This window comes from Vibrio sp. 2130-1 (assembly GCF_033339515.1).
In genome coordinates this window covers 359,271-376,317 of record NZ_JAWOUT010000006.1, presented here as the reverse complement: position 1 = coordinate 376,317, position 17,047 = coordinate 359,271, and the positions used below count along the sequence as shown (strand labels likewise).

General features: G+C 45.9%; 13 protein-coding genes. 4 read left to right on the top strand and 9 right to left on the bottom strand.

All coding sequences use genetic code 11. From position 1 onward, the window contains the following. Window positions 1-2: 2 nt before the first annotated feature. The 5 genes from parE to nudF form a co-directional block, all read right to left on the bottom strand. Complete coding sequence (parE, locus tag R7Q09_RS12055) at window positions 3-1,883, bottom strand: DNA topoisomerase IV subunit B (protein ID WP_005379872.1); 1,881 nt, start codon at window positions 1,881-1,883, stop codon at window positions 3-5. Between the two features lie 249 nt (window positions 1,884-2,132). Beyond that, window positions 2,133-2,717 carry an esterase YqiA gene (yqiA, locus tag R7Q09_RS12050; RefSeq protein WP_064353617.1) on the bottom strand — a complete coding sequence of 195 codons (585 nt, stop codon included), beginning with the start codon at window positions 2,715-2,717 and terminating at the stop codon, window positions 2,133-2,135. Window positions 2,718-2,764: 47 nt separating this feature from the next. Continuing rightward, window positions 2,765-3,571: a 3',5'-cyclic-AMP phosphodiesterase gene (cpdA, locus tag R7Q09_RS12045; RefSeq protein ID WP_005387419.1), complete on the bottom strand. Its 807-nt coding sequence runs from the start codon at window positions 3,569-3,571 to the stop codon at window positions 2,765-2,767. A 61-nt stretch (window positions 3,572-3,632) separates the two neighbouring features. Further along, window positions 3,633-4,076: a DUF1249 family protein gene (locus R7Q09_RS12040; protein WP_005379879.1), complete on the bottom strand. Its 444-nt coding sequence runs from the start codon at window positions 4,074-4,076 to the stop codon at window positions 3,633-3,635. Beyond that, a complete protein-coding gene (nudF, locus tag R7Q09_RS12035; protein WP_017633602.1) occupies window positions 4,076-4,726 on the bottom strand; it encodes an ADP-ribose diphosphatase in 651 nt (216 codons plus the stop codon). The genes R7Q09_RS12040 and nudF overlap by 1 nt, the downstream gene beginning before the upstream one ends. Before the next feature lie 229 nt (window positions 4,727-4,955). On the opposite strand from nudF, the gene tolC reads away from it, so the two are divergent. After that, window positions 4,956-6,284 carry an outer membrane channel protein TolC gene (tolC, locus tag R7Q09_RS12030; protein ID WP_005379884.1) on the top strand — a complete coding sequence of 443 codons (1,329 nt, stop codon included), beginning with the start codon at window positions 4,956-4,958 and terminating at the stop codon, window positions 6,282-6,284. 177 nt (window positions 6,285-6,461) lie between these two features. Here tolC and hldE read toward each other — a convergent pair whose 3' ends face one another. The 3 genes from hldE to R7Q09_RS12015 form a co-directional block, all read right to left on the bottom strand. Continuing rightward, entirely contained in the window at window positions 6,462-7,892 is a 1,431-nt protein-coding gene (gene hldE, locus R7Q09_RS12025) for a bifunctional D-glycero-beta-D-manno-heptose-7-phosphate kinase/D-glycero-beta-D-manno-heptose 1-phosphate adenylyltransferase HldE (RefSeq protein WP_017633601.1), read from the bottom strand. 67 nt (window positions 7,893-7,959) lie between these two features. After that, window positions 7,960-10,803 (bottom strand): bifunctional [glutamate--ammonia ligase]-adenylyl-L-tyrosine phosphorylase/[glutamate--ammonia-ligase] adenylyltransferase, encoded by a 2,844-nt coding sequence (gene glnE / locus R7Q09_RS12020; protein ID WP_213968481.1) that lies wholly within the window; start codon window positions 10,801-10,803, stop codon window positions 7,960-7,962. Window positions 10,804-10,916: 113 nt separating this feature from the next. Continuing rightward, a complete protein-coding gene (locus tag R7Q09_RS12015) occupies window positions 10,917-12,173 on the bottom strand; it encodes a methyl-accepting chemotaxis protein (protein ID WP_005379890.1) in 1,257 nt (418 codons plus the stop codon). Between the two features lie 105 nt (window positions 12,174-12,278). Between R7Q09_RS12015 and R7Q09_RS12010 the strand changes: the two genes are divergently transcribed. Further along, window positions 12,279-13,052 (top strand): potassium channel family protein, encoded by a 774-nt coding sequence (locus R7Q09_RS12010; RefSeq protein ID WP_005387432.1) that lies wholly within the window; start codon window positions 12,279-12,281, stop codon window positions 13,050-13,052. A gap of 41 nt (window positions 13,053-13,093) precedes the next feature. Here the strand turns inward: R7Q09_RS12010 and R7Q09_RS12005 are convergent, their stop codons facing one another. Beyond that, window positions 13,094-14,626, bottom strand: coding sequence for an inorganic triphosphatase (locus tag R7Q09_RS12005; protein WP_005379894.1), 1,533 nt, complete (start codon window positions 14,624-14,626; stop codon window positions 13,094-13,096). Between the two features lie 212 nt (window positions 14,627-14,838). Here R7Q09_RS12005 and R7Q09_RS12000 point away from each other — a divergent pair, with 212 nt between their 5' ends. Together R7Q09_RS12000 and R7Q09_RS11995 are read left to right on the top strand one after the other, a co-directional pair. Next, window positions 14,839-15,519, top strand: coding sequence for a TIGR00153 family protein (locus R7Q09_RS12000; protein WP_005379896.1), 681 nt, complete (start codon window positions 14,839-14,841; stop codon window positions 15,517-15,519). A 131-nt stretch (window positions 15,520-15,650) separates the two neighbouring features. Beyond that, a complete protein-coding gene (locus R7Q09_RS11995) occupies window positions 15,651-16,910 on the top strand; it encodes an inorganic phosphate transporter (protein ID WP_005379898.1) in 1,260 nt (419 codons plus the stop codon). Window positions 16,911-17,047 lie beyond the last annotated feature (137 nt).

The window sequence follows — 17,047 nt, the reverse complement described above, 5'->3', positions numbered from 1 at the left end:
CGTTACACCTCTGCCAAGTCGCCGTTGTTTTGTAGCCAAGAACGACGGTCATCTGCACGCTTTTTACCTAGCAGCATGTCCATCATTTCCATGGTCGCCGTAGAGTCGTCAATGGTTAACTGCACTAAGCGACGCGTGTTCGGATCCATGGTGGTTTCACGCAACTGAAGTGGGTTCATCTCACCCAGACCTTTGAATCGTTGCACGTTGATTTTGGCTTTCTTCTTCGACAAGCGCTCTAAAATGCCATCTTTTTCATCATCATCGAGGGCGTAGAACACTTCTTTCCCGCAGTCGATTCGATACAGAGGCGGCATCGCCACATAGATATGACCCGCTTCCACTAGTGCGCGGAAGTGACGAGTAAATAGAGCACAAAGCAGCGTTGCGATGTGAAGACCATCCGAGTCCGCATCGGCAAGGATACAGATCTTACCGTAACGAAGACTCTCGAGGTTGTCGCTATCTGGGTCAATACCCAAAGCAACAGAGATATCGTGTACTTCTTGAGACGCAAGAACTTGATCGGCAGAGACTTCCCACGTGTTCAAGATCTTACCACGCAGTGGCATCACGGCTTGGAATTCACGGTCACGTGCCTGTTTTGCCGAGCCACCCGCAGAGTCACCCTCCACAAAGAAGATTTCCGTGCGACTTAAGTCCTGTGCAGAACAGTCGGTCAACTTGCCTGGCAATGCCGGGCCGGATGCCACTTTCTTACGTACGACTTTTTTCGCCGCTCGCATACGACGGTGCGCGTTAGCGATACAGACTTCTGCCAATTGCTCTGCGAGCTGAGGCTTTTCGTTCAACCAAAGACTGAACGCATCTTTTACAACGCCAGAGACAAATGCCGCGGTTTGACGAGAAGAGAGACGTTCCTTGGTCTGGCCTGCAAATTGTGGATCTTGAATTTTAACCGACAGCACGTAAGAACAGCGGTCGAAAACGTCATCACCCGTTAGCTTCACACCACGAGGTAATAGATTACGGAACTCACAGAATTCGCGCATCGCTTCCAACAAGCCTTGGCGTAAACCATTAACGTGCGTACCACCTTGAGCGGTTGGGATCAGGTTAACGTAGCTTTCGGTGATCATCTCACCGCCTTCTGGCTGCCAAATTACCGCCCAGTTTGCCGCTTCAGTATCCGCCAAGAACTCACCAGTAAATGGTTCTTCAGGAATAACTGGATAGCCTTTTACACCTTCCGCAAGATAGTCTTTCAAACCATCTTCGTAGTACCACTTATAGTCTTTGTCATTAACTTTGTCGGTTAATGTGATTTCTAAGCCCGGACACAAAACCGCTTTTGCGCGCAGGTTGTTGACTAAGCGCGTCACAGAGAAGTTAGCCGAATCGAAGTACTTCGCATCAGGCCAGAAATGTACGCTGGTACCGCGATTGCGACGACCACATGTGCCAGTTACGGTCAGATCAGACACTTTCTCGCCGTGTTCAAATGCAATTTCATACACTTGACCATCACGACGAACTGTTACTTCAACGCGTTTTGACAACGCGTTTACTACAGATATACCTACCCCGTGCAAACCACCAGAGAATTGGTAGTTTTTGTTAGAGAACTTACCACCCGCATGTAGCTTACATAGAATTAGCTCTACGCCTGATACTTTCTCTTCTGGGTGGATATCAACAGGCATGCCTCGACCATCATCGATCACTTCGAGTGATTGGTCAGCATGTAGGATGACTTGTACTTTTGAGGCATGTCCGGCTAGCGCTTCATCGACACTGTTGTCGATAACTTCTTGGCCCAAATGGTTTGGGCGCGCTGTATCCGTATACATCCCTGGTCGGCGACGTACTGGCTCTAAGCCATTCAGTACTTCAATGGCACCAGCATTATATTGTTCAGTCATAATACGGAATTATTCTCAAAGTTTACTTGTTGCCTGAGTATCACCAATGGGCGTACCCATACTCAGGAAACGAAAAAGCCACCCTGTTCACATCACTAAGAGTTTGTAAACATGATGCATAACAAAGTAGCCAGGGTCCTCGACCCTTAAGATCTTTTGGCAAAACATAGTCGGAAAGCATACCGCCCATGTCAAGAAACGGTTGGATATATCAATAAAAACTATGAGCCTTTTCCAATCGCTTTCGAATTACAGTTCTAGAAATTCGATAATCTGTGCAGGATAACGCTCAAAGCCTACAAAACTGTGATCACCGCCTTGTTCTACTGTTTGCTTAGCGTCTGCAAACTTATCTACCGCTTGTCGATAGTCTAAAACCTCATCTTCTGTTTGTTGCAATAACCAAAAAGAATGTGGCGACGCGATGCTTTGTACATCAAGAGCTTTTAACTCGTCAATATGACAAGCTTCAAGTGTATAGGTTTCATGCGTATATGGGTTAGTTTGCTTACCCAAATAATCTACTAGCAACTCATAAGGCTTGACTGCGGGGTTGACCACTACCGCTTTAAACCCAAACTTGTCATTTAGCCACGTTGACATAAAACCACCTAATGAGCTGCCCACTAGACCAATTTTATAGTCGTCTTTATATTGCTCGATAATATCCAACAACATTTTCGCCGCTTGCTGAGGATAACAAGGTAACTGGGGAACAATCACCTTAATATCAGGCCTATGTTGCTCGCAGTAGGCTCTCATCACATTCGCTTTAATGGAGAGTGGAGAGCTATTAAAGCCATGGATATAGAGAAGAAGTGAAGGTTTACTCATAGATATCTCGCACAAAAAAGCGAGCCCGAACAGAGAGCTCGGGCGCGTTAGTAGCCGTTAGAAGAGAAGTCTGGTTGGAACTGGCCATCAGGAAGCCGACCTACTTGGGTCGTAATATCGCCACAAGCGTGTAGTTGCAGCTCCCGCCAACCAGGCGAAGTGGTATCAAGGGCAAAATCATCCGAGTTAGGCTTAAACTGAACACAAGTTGAGGGTGTTGCCATCACTCGAATGCCCTTGTGAAGCACATTCATATCTTGATGAACATGACCACAGAGAATGCCTTTCACGTTATCAAAACGCTCGACAACCTGCCAAAACGCTTCGGCATCTTTTAAAGTATGTTGATCAAGCCACGCGCTTCCCACCAGTAACGGGTGATGATGCAACAAAACAAGTGTGTGTCTTTCTGGGTGTTCGGCTAACTTTTCTTCGAGTAGCGTTAATTGCTGATCGCTCAAGCGCCCATGAGGAACGCCAACCACTTGCGAGTCTAAAAGAATTAACTGCCAATGCTCGCCAAGCAACACATGCTCTGCGGCTTTGATTTGTGGCGAAGGCAAAACACTGCCCATATTAGGCTTGTAATCATGATTACCAGGTAGCCAAAAACAGTCTTTCTCTAGCGGTTCAATGCCGTTGGCAAAGCGCTGATAAGATTCTGCACTATGGTCTTGGGAAATATCGCCCGTCGCCAAGATGTAATCAAACGCCACGTTGCGGCGTAAAACATCAGCAACAACAGCATTGAAGCTATCGACTGTTTTTACGCTTAGCAAACTTCCCTCATCGGCAGCAAACAGATGAGTATCCGTAATTTGTAAAAGTTTGATGCTGTCACTAGATGATTGCAAAATGAAAACCTGATTCGTCCACTATATCGTTATTTGTTATTTTCCTTTAGTGACGTGACGATCAATTGAAGGCAAGTGGTGTTCTACTGATACCACTTCGTAAACAAAACGTCAGCCATTCACCGAGGAATGTGTTTAATTGATGCTTTTCATCTTTCTGCATCAGTTGGTCATTGGGATAATCATACTTAGCTTTTATGCGAGAGAACTCTCCGCTTGAGCATACTTCGGCTACTCTCGCATCATGATAAAGCCTGACAGACATCGTCGGTAAAGGAAACACTGGCGTTTCATCACTCTGACATATCTCAACAACTGTGGTGTATTTTGTGATTTCATTCACGGTCAATTGGTAAACCATGTTCGCCGCTTGGTAGCAACGTACATCCCCAACTTCAGCAGAAGCAGGCAATAAGGCATTCAATTTAGCGTAGTTGGTCTCATACGTTCTCATAAGACCAGCTAAATCAACATGATATCTCTGTTTTTCAGCCAATTGTGCCATTACTCACTCTCCACCGTTTGGGATAGTCCCCATTCTGACTTTAACTCTTGATGGTGTAATTGCAGCCATTGCAACGCAATAATCGACGCACCATTTTCAAATTTTCCGTCCTTCACCCATTGATACGCCGTTTCACGACTCATGACATGAACTCGGATATCTTCATTCTCATAGTCTAAACCATGAATGCCGTGCGCTTTAGACGCATCCACTTCACCAACAAAGACGTCTAGCTTTTCCGAGCAACCACCAGCCGAAGGATAATAGGACGTAACAGGTACAACGCGCCCCACCTGAATCCCCGCTTCTTCGACAGCCTCTCGACGAATTACGGCTTCAGCAGATTCATCGCGGTCAATCATACCGGCGACAATTTCTAGCTGCCAAGGGTGTTCATGTTCCAACGCGCCAATACGAATCTGTTCAATGATTACGACCTGGTCCGTCTTTGGATCATAAGGAAGCATCGCTGCTGCGTGACCACGCTCGAACATTTCTCGTTCAACAACTCCACTCCAACCACCAGCAAATAGCCTATGCTGAAATCGGTATTTCACCATTTTGAAAAAACCTTCAAATAAGGTTTCTTTCGAGATGACTTTTACATCTCGCGAAGTAAAATCTTGTTGTTGTTTGTCACGCTGTTGCATTCAACACCTCTCTGAGTGAATCCTGTAGTTTACTCATTGTTATTCGCTTGCTCAAAGGACTTGGCTCAACTTTTTGTATAATAGTTACAAATTAATTTAAGTCTTTGCTAAAAATTTATTGCACAAGTGGATAATTACGTGTAAAAAAGTGCAAACTTTAGAGTAAATATCGTGCAAATTGAGTTAAACTACTGAGAATTAACCAATCTATGGACCGCGGGAATAGAAAATGAAAAAATTGCTTCCACTATTTATCAGTGCAGCGCTAGGTAGCATGAGTACGTCTGCGTTCGCAGACTCTTTGGCTGAAATCTACGACTTGGCAAAACAAAATGATCCACAATTGCTCAGTGTAGCAGCACAACGTGACCAAGCTTTCGAAGCAATCACCTCAAGCCGTAGTGCTCTATTACCACAGATCAACCTTACTGCGGGTTACAATTTAACTCGTGGTGATACTGAATACGATTCAAATCTAATTAGTGACGTATCAAACGATGGCAACGCGCTAACCGCTGGCGTTAGCTTTTCACAAGCACTTTACAACCGCGCATCTTGGATCTCTCTAGATACTGCTGAGAAAAGTGCTCGCCAAGCAGACGCAACTTACGCAGCGACGCAACAGGCACTGATTCTTCGCGTGTCACAAGCGTATTTTGAAGTTCTACGCGCACAAGATAATCTTGTTTTCGTACGTGCAGAAAAAGCCGCGGTTGGCCGTCAACTTGAGCAAACTAAACAACGTTTTGAAGTAGGTTTGTCTGCAATCACTGACGTGCATGACGCACAAGCTCAGTACGACCAAGTGCTAGCGGACGAAGTGTTGGCAGAAAACGCGCTAACTAATAGCTACGAGTCACTGCGTGAAATTACAGGCCAAGAGCACAAAGATCTCAACATTTTGGACACTGGCCGCTTCACTGCTAGCCCATCGACCGTACCTGCTGAATCGCTCATTGATGAAGCAAAAACCAAAAACCTGACCTTGCTATCTTCACGTATTCTTCAAGACATTGCGCGTGACAATATTTCACTAGCAAGCTCTGGCCACCTACCAACGCTCTCTCTAGACGGTGGTTACAACTACGGTGATACTTCTCATAGCTCTCGTGACAACACGACAGACAACTTCAATATTGGTGTGAACCTTGCAGTACCGCTATACACAGGTGGTAACGTAACCTCTCAAACCAAACAAGCTGAATACGCATACGTGGCAGCAAGCGAAGATCTTGAAGCACAGTACCGTAGCGTAGTCAAAGATGTTCGCGCACAAAACAACAACATTAACGCCTCTATCGGCGCATTACGTGCGTATGAGCAAGCGGTTATTTCTGCACGCTCTGCACTAGAAGCAACAGAAGCTGGCTTTGATGTAGGTACTCGTACTATCGTTGATGTACTGGACGCGACTCGTCGTCTATACGATGCGAACAAAAACCTATCGAACGCTCGTTACGACTACATTTTAAGTGTTCTTCAGCTACGCCAAGCAGTTGGTACGCTAAGCGAACAAGACATCTTGGACGTTGATGCAGGTTTGAAAGCGGCAAAATAACCGCGAACTGAATACTTCAGGTCTTAATAAATAAAAACGCCAGTTGAGTTATCAGCTGGCGTTTTTTATTACTTGTAGTTCAGAGCCTAAAAGTGTCTCTGAACTACAAATATCAAAAAGGCCGCACTTAGCGACCTTTATGAGCAAATAGCATTTCAATACTAACAAACAGCAGGCTTAGCCCTTACCGCCTTTGATTGCATTAATGATTTCACTGGTCGAGCAGCCATCTTCAAAGTTCAATACACGAACTTCACCACCCGCCGCAATGACTTCTTTACCACCAGCAATCTCTTCTGGTTTGTAGTCACCGCCTTTTACTAGCAAGCTTGGTAGAACTTCTGAGATCAAACGCTGCGGCGTATCTTCACTAAATGGTACAACCCAATCCACAGCACCCAAACCTGCCAACACCGCCATGCGGCGATCGGTTGGGTTTACCGGACGACCAGGGCCTTTAAGGCGTTTTACTGACTCATCGGTATTTACCGCAACGATTAAGCGATCGCCCAGTTCAGCAGCATGATTTAAGTAAGACACATGCCCAGCGTGTAGAATATCAAAGCAGCCATTTGTCATAACGACTTTCTCGCCACGAGCTCGTGCTTTTTTCACCGCTTCGATCAGTGCTTTTTCTGAAATCACACCGTAATCCGTGTCTTGGCTGCCATGTACCGCTTCTGCTAATTCAATCTCAGAAAGCGTTGACGTGCCTAGTTTACCAACCACAACACCTGCCGCTGCGTTTGCTAATGCACACGCTTCTTCAAATGATTTGCCTGCGGCAACAGACGCTGCCAATACAGAGATAACCGTGTCGCCCGCACCTGTCACGTCGTACACTTCTTTCGCTTGAGTTGGAAGGTGGAACGGTTCCTGGCCACGACGAATCAAGGTCATTCCGTTTTCGCTGCGTGTCACTAAAAGCGCTTCAAATTCAAACTCTTCAACCAAAGCCAGTGCTTTCTCTACTAGCTCTTGGTCAGATTTCACTTTACCTACAACGTCTTCGAACTCTTTCATGTTTGGCGTAAGAAGTGTTGCGCCACGGTAGCGTTCAAAATCAGCACCTTTCGGGTCAATGAAAACCGGAATATTTGCTGCGCGCGCTTTTTGAATGTATGCCTGAACATGCTCTAACGAACCTTTTGCGTAATCAGACATAATCACGGCTTTAACGTTTGGCAGTGCGGCATCCATTCGAGATAACACTGGCGCAGAATCTGTGTTTTCAAACTTGTCTTCGAAGTCGAGACGAATAAGCTGTTGTCCACGGCTCATTACGCGAAGCTTCGTAATCGTTGGGTAATCAGGCAGTGCAACGAAATCGCACTTCACATTGAGTGAGCTCAGCGTCTCCGTCAGCACTTTTGCAGGCTCATCTTCCCCAGTTAGACCAACAATGTGAGCATGGCCACCTAGTGATGCGATGTTCATCGCAACGTTCGCAGCACCACCAGGACGCTCTTCATTGTTTTCTACTTTTACAACAGGAACCGGCGCTTCAGGAGAAATGCGTCCGGTTGGGCCATACCAGTAACGATCTAGCATGACATCACCGATGATGAGCACACCAGCGCTGTTGTAATCAGGTAGAATTGGTTTCATTGTTGGTCTCCAAAAATTAAATCGAAGTGAGTTTATCACAGCCCTTATCGAGGCTAAATATATGGTCTTAACTGAACCACTGATTCCAAGCCTGTTTTACCCACTCCCTTTCGGCAACAAACTTATCTTCCACCACATCAGCGTCTAAATTAAGTAGATTTCGGCGGTGTATTTCGTTTCGCATTGTCGTGTAAGCACGTATCAACTGCATTGCTTGGTCTTCGTCCATAACATCTTGCGCAATGAGCGTTTCAAAGATGCGCACATTATCACACCAACGCGTCAATTTCGGCTTATCGTGACTATAGTTGAGCACTAGGTACTGAGCGAGAAATTCGATATCGGTAATCCCACCTACATCTTGCTTGAGCATAAAGCGGCCTGGCTTTTTCCCCCCAAGATGACCGCGCATTTTTTCTCTCATTTCGACAACGTCTTTTTTCAGTTCAGCTTGATCGCGTGCTTTGCACAACACATCATGCCGCGTATTGTGAAATGCAATTGCCAGTGGTTCATCACCATAAATCATGCGCGCGCGGACAAGTGCTTGATGCTCCCATGTCCACGCGTCTTGATGTTGATAGTCGTCGAACGCGTCCGTTGGGCTAACCAACAAACCCGATGCACCGGACGGACGCAATCGGGTATCGACCTCGTATAAAATACCGGAAGCGGTGCGAGTGGAGAAAATATGAATGATACGCTGTGCTAAACGAAGGTAGAACTGACGACCATCAATCTCTTTTTTGCCGTCAGTGTAGACATTGACTGGGCAGTCATGCATGAAGACAATATCCAAGTCGGAGTTATAGCCGAGCTCCCACCCTCCGACTTTACCATAGCCAATTACAGCAAAGCCTTTACCTTCACGATCTTTCACATGCGTTGGCTCGCCGTACTTTTCAGACACTTGCAACCAAGCCTGACTGATCACCGCATCAACGATAGCTTCCGCTAAATAAGTTAAATGGTCACTCACTTTCATCACTGGCAATGCGCCAGCAATATCTGCCGCTGCAATACGCAAAATACAAATTTGCTTAAACTGACGCAACGCTTCCATTTGCTGTTCCATATCATCTTCAGGAATACGCGCCAAATAATCACGTAGCTCTGTACGGTAACTGTCTAATGGAATGGGATTGTACAGCTGCGCAGGGTCGATCAACTCATCAAGCAAGATAGGATAACGAGACAGCTGCTCTGAAATCATTGGGCTTGCGGTACACAAACGTACGAGCTGCACCAGAGCCGCTGGATGCTCATCCAATAATTCCAAGTAAGTCGTGCGAGTGCAGATGTTGTGTAGCAAGTGAAGTACACGAGATAAACCAAACTGTGCATCAGGATGGGCAAAGACCGCATCAAACACTTTCGGCATCAAACGGTTGAGCACTTCGCGTCCTCGTGGGCCTAACGTTTTTTTGGCCAGATCGGTTTTAAAGTTGATGATGGTTTTTGCGCATGAAGCAAAGTCTTCAATCTGAATATCCTGCTGCAAGATATGCTCAAGAACGTCTTGTTTGTCGGCCATATCCCATAGCTCATGAAAATGACGAGCAACGGTAGTCCCCTCGTCTTCTTCATCATCACCAATTAGTGATTCAAAAACTTGGTGAACATTTGCCATATGCTGCTGGGTTTGCTCAATCAATTGCTCCCAACAGCTCATTTTCATCGCGGTGGCGAGCTTTAAGCGTTCGGTTTCGCAATCAGGCAGCGTCTGGGTTTGCTTATCCGCCATTGCTTGCAACAAGTTTTCTAATTGACGCAAGTACTTGTATGCGGCTTCTAGATCGCTGACTTCTTGTGGAGTAAGCAATGCCAGTTCTTCAATGCCTTGCAGCGTTTCCAACAGCCCTCGATTACGCAAAGAAGGTTCTCGACCACCTCGAATCAATTGAAAAACTTGAGCGATAAATTCAATTTCTCGGATGCCACCCGCACCTAGCTTAATGTTGTTATTCAACCCTCGGCGGCGAACCTCGCTACTGATCATCGACTTCATTCGACGCAAAGATTGAATCGCACTGAAATCAATATAACGACGAAAAACAAAAGGGCGCAGCATTTGGCGTAGCTCTTGATACTGCGGGTACATCTCACATCCCATCACCCGAGCTTTGATCATCGCGTAACGTTCCCAATCTCGTCCCTGTTCTTGGTAATAATCTTCAAGTGCGGCATAGCTCATAACCAAGGGGCCACTTTCTCCAAATGGGCGAAGCCGCATGTCGACGCGGTAGCAAAAACCATCGAAGGTTTGTTGGTCGAGCGCTTTGATGATGCGTTGACCAAGACGAGTAAAGAACTGGGCATTGGCAATGCTTCGGCGTGCGCCTTGGGTTTCGCCATTCTCTGGATACGTGAAAATTAGATCAATATCGGAAGAAAAGTTTAGCTCGCCACCACCCAGTTTCCCCATACCGATAATTAACATCGGCTGCACTTCACCGTCCTCACTTGTTGGCGTGCCCCACTCCTGACAACACACTTGATATTGCCATTGATAGGTTTCAAAAATCATCGCTTCTGCCAACTCAGATAAGTGGCTTAAAGACGTCTCTAGCGACCATGCATGCGTGAAATCCTTCCACGCAATGTACACCATTTCTCGGTTGCGAAACTGACGCAACACGCGATGACCAGACATCTCATCAGGACATTGTTCCAACAGTTCAGCAAGACGTGAGCGGTAAGACTCCTGACGACTTGGCTGCGCTAACATACTTGGCAACTCACAGGCTAGGACTTCATCGCGATGAATGGCTTCAGTTATAAACTGGCTTAAGCCCGCCACATAACGAAATTGCTGCGCAACCTCATCGGGCCAAAGGGGAAAATAACCTGCGTCTTGGGCGTTTTGTACGGCAGATTCAGCGATAGAAATCAGTGGCGAAGGCAGCTGCATTTTTCTTCCTTGTTTGAAAAGCACGGTAACTCATTCTTTATACCAGACTGAAAGCAAATAAAAACGCCCACAAAAGGTTTGTGGGCGTTTTATCAAAAGTTCGGGATCGAATATTAAACTTGGAAAGATTTGATCTTCTTGTCTAGCTCACCTGCATTATTTTGCATCATTTCAGAGGTTTCTAGCAGCTCGGTAACAACAACAACTGAGGCTTCAACCAACTCACGTACATTGGTGAGGTTTTGGCTCATCTCTTCTGCAACACTGCTTTGCTGACCAGACGCCGTCGCGATCTGGAAGTTCATGTCATTGATTTGCGTCACTTGCCCAACAATACCATCGAGCTCAGATCCAGCATTAGAAACCAGCTCGTTTCCATCTGCCGCTTCCACAACGCTTTTTTCCATGAGTTCTACCGCAGATTCAGCACTGGTTTGCAGCTGTGCGATCATCTCTTGAATTTCTACCGTCGCTTGTTGTGTGCGTTGGGCAAGGTTACGAACTTCATCTGCAACCACAGCAAAACCTCGCCCAGCCTCGCCAGCTCGCGCCGCTTCAATCGCCGCATTCAGTGCAAGCAGGTTGGTTTGTTCAGAAATGCCTTGAATCGTCCCCACAACGCTACCAATGGCTTCAACACGTTCTTCAACTTGGTTAACCGCTTGTGCCGATGAAGCGATATCCGACGAAAGTTCACTCATTTTCGCCATTGTACTTTGCAAGAACTGCTGACCAGAAATTGCTTGTGCGGAAGCTTGCTCTGTTAGAGAAGATGCCGTCTGGGCATGTTCCGCAACCGTTTGGACCGTCGACGACATTTCACTCATCGCCGTAGCAAGTTGATCAATTTCGTTAAACTCTTCTTGCGCCGATTCCTTCGTTTCCGACATGCTCAGTGTCATGACTTCGGTGAGCGTTGATAATTCATCAGACGCATTAATTTGCATTTGAATCACATCGTGCAATTGTCGACGTGTCTTTTCTAATTCACGTGCCACGTCTCCGTATTCATCTTTACAATCCATACCAAATGGAACAGAGAGGTTCTTGCTCGCCATCAGTTTGATCGCGTCGCTCAGATACTGTGTTTGACGCAACATCACTCTAGCCGCCGCTAATAAGAGCACGACAAAAACCACTATCAATAAGGCGGTTTGCCAAGCAACTTGCGTTAAGTATGCTTCATAATGCTGTTGGGCAACTTGCGCGTTTTGTGTCGCCGCTAAAAGTGAGTCGTAAAAAGTGTTTGCGTCCCACAGTTGTTTTGCCACGATCAGGACAGTACTGAAGACCATCAACATGACCATTTTAGGCACCAGTCGAATGTCGGATATGACCCTTTCCCATGGCTTAAATGCCAGCTTTTCCATTGTCAGTTCTCCACCGAGTCTTATATAGTCTTTATCTATAATCTTTATATTACTTATAGTTATGTTCGCGCTTTGCGTGGTTACGCGATTTATTTTGAGCTTCGTATGAAAAACAATGATATCAAAGACAGCACACGACCGATGGGCCTGTTGTCACTAATATTGTCTTTTATGGCACTATTTGTGATCTCTGGCTTGTTGTTTTTCCCGATCGATCACGAAACCCGTCAAGTTCTTATCGGTCTGGATTTCATAATCTGTAGTATTTTTCTACTACAGCTCACCATTGATTTGATCCGGTCCACAGATCGCTGGTTATTCCTTAAACGTCATTGGATAGATTTCGTTGCGAGCATCCCATTGATAGAGCCCCTGCGCTTTGCTCGTATTTTTCATATTATGCGAGTGGTATTAGTACTGCGTTCGTCAAAGTTCATTTTGCATCAGCTCAAAGAAAACCGCCGCGAAACCACGGTCGCCTCTATACTGCTATTGATGGTTATCCTCATAACACTCGGTTCTAGTGCAATGCTGTTTATCGAAGCGAAAAACCCAGAAGCGAATATTCGTACTGGCGCCGATGCTTTGTGGTGGGTATTTGTAACAATCTCAACGGTTGGTTACGGCGATCATTATCCAGTGACCTCCATAGGAAAGTTTTTGGCTGTCATCATCATTGTTTGCGGGGTGGGTATCTTTGGTATGATCTCGGGTCTTATCACCTCTATTCTTACTGCCCCAACGAAACAACAGACGCACAGTTCAATCAATAAAGAACGTATGCTCGAGCAGCTCCTAAGCCAACAAGCGCAAATACTAGAACGACTCGATTTCATGGAAAAAGAGCTACAACAACGTAAAACAGAGACAAAAAAATAGGACCATGCGGTCCTATTTTTTTGTTCTTATCACCAGAACGATCATTCACGCCAATAAGGCTGAACTTCCACACTGATCGCTCGGGTTTGATCCATTGCATGCAAAATTGAGCGCTCTTGACGGTGTAACCAGCGTTCTAACTGCTCTTTTTCTGCGTCTTCCAGCATATCAACCAACGGGAGCAAGTGGTTCAGCATTAGCAGATCATCGATACCATGCACTAGATCCGCCCATGGTAAACGGAAGCTGTTACGCTCATCTGAATTATACAAACTCGCGAAACCAATACCAGTATAGAGGTTACGCAATAAGCGATAACGCTGATCAACGTACTCTTGCGCCGTCAGATCGCGCTCTGCTGGGAAAGCTTCCATTAGCTCAGCCCAAGTGCGATCGAGCTGAGTAACTGAAAACGGCATGATGTTACTTGCCATTTTTTCACGTGCTTTTTCATCAAGAAATGGCTGCCAACCGCGCGCTAAGATCCAGCGGCTTAGATCCAGCAGTAACCCTGTGTAACGCGCGGAATTGAGCAACCCTAGCACTTCTTCACGGCTTGGCAACTCTTGTAACTGCTGAGTCAGCTCAGATACTAAGAACTTACGCGCATCCAACTTACGCAGCACATTGCCTTTGTCATCTAAGAGCTCTTCAAGGTGTGCATGCTCATCCAACCAACTCAGTTCTTCTTCCAACCATTTAAGCTCTTGGCGCAGAATCGCGCTCGCGCGACGAGGGACAATCCCGCCAAAAATAGTCAATGTTTGACGAATGAAACGAATGGCATTACTGATTTCACGCAGTGCTTCCACGCTGTCACGCTCAGCATAAATTTGCTCGTGATAATGCCAATGAGACAAAGCGTGCTCTAAAGAGTTGATCAAGCAAAATTCAACGGTATCCGTCGGACTACTGTCCACAAGTGCCAATGATTTTACTTCATCACCCGCATAACCGCTTGCAAGTCGATAACCTTTCGCCGCTTTGCTCAAGTTACCCAAACGCATACCGCCTTGCTCGCAAAAGCTACGTGCCAGCGTGAATAAAGCTTCGGTTTGGCCAGACTTAAGTTCCAGTTCAACTTCGCAAATCGGCTCTTGCTTCTCTTCTTCGTCTTCACCTTTGGCTACAACTAAGCCTTGGTCAAAGGCAACTTCAATCTGACTGCCATCGGGCATGCCAATCAGCCATTGTTCACGTGTGAAGTTGGTCGAGAATAATGGCATAAGCTCGGATTGCAGCGTTTCTGCATCTTTACCTGGAGGCCAAATATCTAGAGGATGAAGCGACAGATTAGGCTCGTCGCTAGTGTGCTCAGCATTGTATTCTGGTCTTTGATGTAAGCCTGCGACGACGCGTCCTGCTGTCTTTACGGTTTGGACGAATACATCATCAAAACGGCGAATTCTTAAACCAATGTCGTGCTTTCTGAGCCATTTATCGGCAGTATCAAAATAGGTGTTACCCAAGTCACGACAACTATGCTGAAGTACTTTTGTCTCAGAAATTTTTTCTTTTAAAGTTTCTGAAAATTCAGGAGAAACAAAAAACTTCAGTTCTATTTCGGTTTCCATAGCTATACCTTTCAAAGCAGATAGAAACAGGATATTGCGTAATTTCTCACACGGCAAGAGAGAAATATCGCCGGATTGATGATCTAAAACAGTTTTAATGAGCGATTTAATGCGTTACCATGCGCGCCTTTATAGCCATCGTTCAACATTTCGCCAAGCACTCAGAAATGGTGTATGTTTTTTTAAGGTTATAGTTATTAGGTTGAATGACCATGCCAGTAAATACAATTATGGGGTTATTTGCAAAGTCCCCAATTAAGCCTTTGCAACGCCACGTTGTGTGTGTCAACGAATGTTGTTCACACTTGGTGAAATTCTTTGAAGTATCTTCAAAGGGTGATTGGGAAAAAGCAGCAGAAATCCGTGCACAAATTTCTCACCTAGAGAAAGAAGCGGATGTGCTGAAACGTGAAATCCGTCTAAAACTGCCTCGCGGTTTGTTCATGCCAGTCGACCGTACTGACATGCTTGAGCTTTTGACTCAACAGGACAAACTTGCAAACCTGGCAAAAGACATTGCTGGCCGTGTATATGGTCGTCAACTTGTCATCCCTGAGGCTCTCCAACCAAACTTCCTCGCTTACGTTCAACGTTGTCTTGATGCTGCCGATCAGGCGCAAAAGGTAATCAATGAACTTGATGAATTGCTAGAAACCGGCTTCAAAGGCCGTGAAGTGACGCTCGTCGCTGAAATGATTCATCAATTAGACGTTATCGAAGATGATACCGATGCCATGCAGATTGAACTTCGCCAACAGTTGATGGTGATTGAAGCTGACATGAACCCTATCGATGTCATGTTCCTGTACAAGATTCTTGAATGGGTAGGTGGTATTGCCGACCAAGCGCAGCGCGTAGGTGCTCGTTTGGAAGTCATGCTATCTCGATCTTAAAACATAAAGTTAACGACATAACGAAGAGCATAATTAACACGTGTCATAGGGACGATGACTATTTTCATCGTCTTATGGTTTGGCGCGCGTAAAATTTTGTTCCGCTTGTTATAAAACAACTAGGTATTACGATGGATATCCTTGCGAACTACGGCACTGTCCTGATTATTGTTGCAGCGATTTTTGGTTTCATGATGGCGATTGGTATTGGCGCGAACGACGTTGCTAATGCGATGGGTACATCTGTAGGTTCAAAAGCGCTAACTGTAAAACAAGCTATCATCATTGCGATGATCTTCGAATTTGCAGGTGCTTACCTTGCAGGCGGTGAAGTAACCGACACTATCCGTAAAGGTGTAATCGAAACTTCTTTATTTGCTAGTCAACCAGATGTTCTTGTCTACGGCATGATGTCTGCGCTTTTAGCAGCAGGTACATGGCTGCTTCTTGCTTCTTACATGGGCTGGCCAGTATCAACGACTCACTCAATCATCGGTGCAATCATTGGTTTTGCATGCGTATCAGTAGGTACTGAAGCGGTTGACTGGGGCAGCGTTCAAGGCATTGTTGGTAGCTGGATTATTACGCCAGTGATTTCAGGTTTCTTTGCTTACGTTATCTTTGTCAGCGCACAACGCCTGATTTTTGATACAGAGAACCCTCTGTTTAACGCGAAACGTTTTGTACCTGTTTACATGTTCATCACAACAATGGTGATTGCACTTGTAACCATCAAAAAAGGTCTAAAACACGTTGGTCTTCACCTGACCAATGGTGAAGCCTGGATGTGGGCAGCAGCAGTTTCAGCACTTGTGATGATTGGCGGCTACGTATACATCCAGAAAAAATTCGCTAATCGCGAAGAGGACCGCAGCTTTTCTGGCGTGGAAGGTATCTTCAGCGTTCTGATGGTTATCACCGCTTGTGCGATGGCATTTGCACACGGTTCAAACGACGTTGCAAACGCCATTGGTCCACTGTCTGCTGTCGTATCGACTGTTGAACACATGGGCGAAATCAGCACGAAAAGCACCATCGCTTGGTGGATTCTACCTCTTGGTGGTATTGGTATCGTGGTCGGTCTTGCGACACTGGGTCACAAAGTAATGGCAACCGTTGGTACAGGCATCACTGAGCTAACGCCTAGCCGCGGTTTTGCAGCACAGCTAGCAACAGCATGTACGGTAGTTCTAGCGTCAGGTACTGGTCTGCCTATCTCTACTACTCAAACTCTAGTGGGTGCGGTTCTAGGTGTAGGTTTTGCTCGTGGTATCGCAGCACTGAACCTAGGCGTAGTTCGTAACATCGTGGCATCATGGATCGTTACACTACCAGCAGGTGCGTTATTGGCCGTAGTATTCTTCTACGGACTTCAAGCGATGTTCGCTTAAGACACTCGTCAATAGAATGTAAGCGCTTTGTCATTATTGACTCAAACGCACAGAAAGGGAGGCTTTGCCTCCCTTCTTTGTTGCACCGAAGTTTGAAACTGCATACTATTCGTCTATTTCCGGCTCCAATCATTCGG

Coding starts and splice junctions, on each gene's coding strand:
- hldE (WP_017633601.1), bottom strand. CDS start 7,892: ATGAAACCAATTCTACCTGATTACAACAGCGCTGGTGTGCTCATCATC.
- yqiA (WP_064353617.1), bottom strand. CDS start 2,717: ATGAGTAAACCTTCACTTCTTCTCTATATCCATGGCTTTAATAGCTCT.
- R7Q09_RS12040 (WP_005379879.1), bottom strand. CDS start 4,076: ATGGCACAATTGGCTGAAAAACAGAGATATCATGTTGATTTAGCTGGT.
- tolC (WP_005379884.1), top strand. CDS start 4,956: ATGAAAAAATTGCTTCCACTATTTATCAGTGCAGCGCTAGGTAGCATG.
- R7Q09_RS12000 (WP_005379896.1), top strand. CDS start 14,839: ATGCCAGTAAATACAATTATGGGGTTATTTGCAAAGTCCCCAATTAAG.
- glnE (WP_213968481.1), bottom strand. CDS start 10,803: ATGCAGCTGCCTTCGCCACTGATTTCTATCGCTGAATCTGCCGTACAA.
- R7Q09_RS12005 (WP_005379894.1), bottom strand. CDS start 14,626: ATGGAAACCGAAATAGAACTGAAGTTTTTTGTTTCTCCTGAATTTTCA.
- R7Q09_RS12015 (WP_005379890.1), bottom strand. CDS start 12,173: ATGGAAAAGCTGGCATTTAAGCCATGGGAAAGGGTCATATCCGACATT.
- parE (WP_005379872.1), bottom strand. CDS start 1,883: ATGACTGAACAATATAATGCTGGTGCCATTGAAGTACTGAATGGCTTA.
- R7Q09_RS12010 (WP_005387432.1), top strand. CDS start 12,279: ATGAAAAACAATGATATCAAAGACAGCACACGACCGATGGGCCTGTTG.
- R7Q09_RS11995 (WP_005379898.1), top strand. CDS start 15,651: ATGGATATCCTTGCGAACTACGGCACTGTCCTGATTATTGTTGCAGCG.
- nudF (WP_017633602.1), bottom strand. CDS start 4,726: ATGCAACAGCGTGACAAACAACAACAAGATTTTACTTCGCGAGATGTA.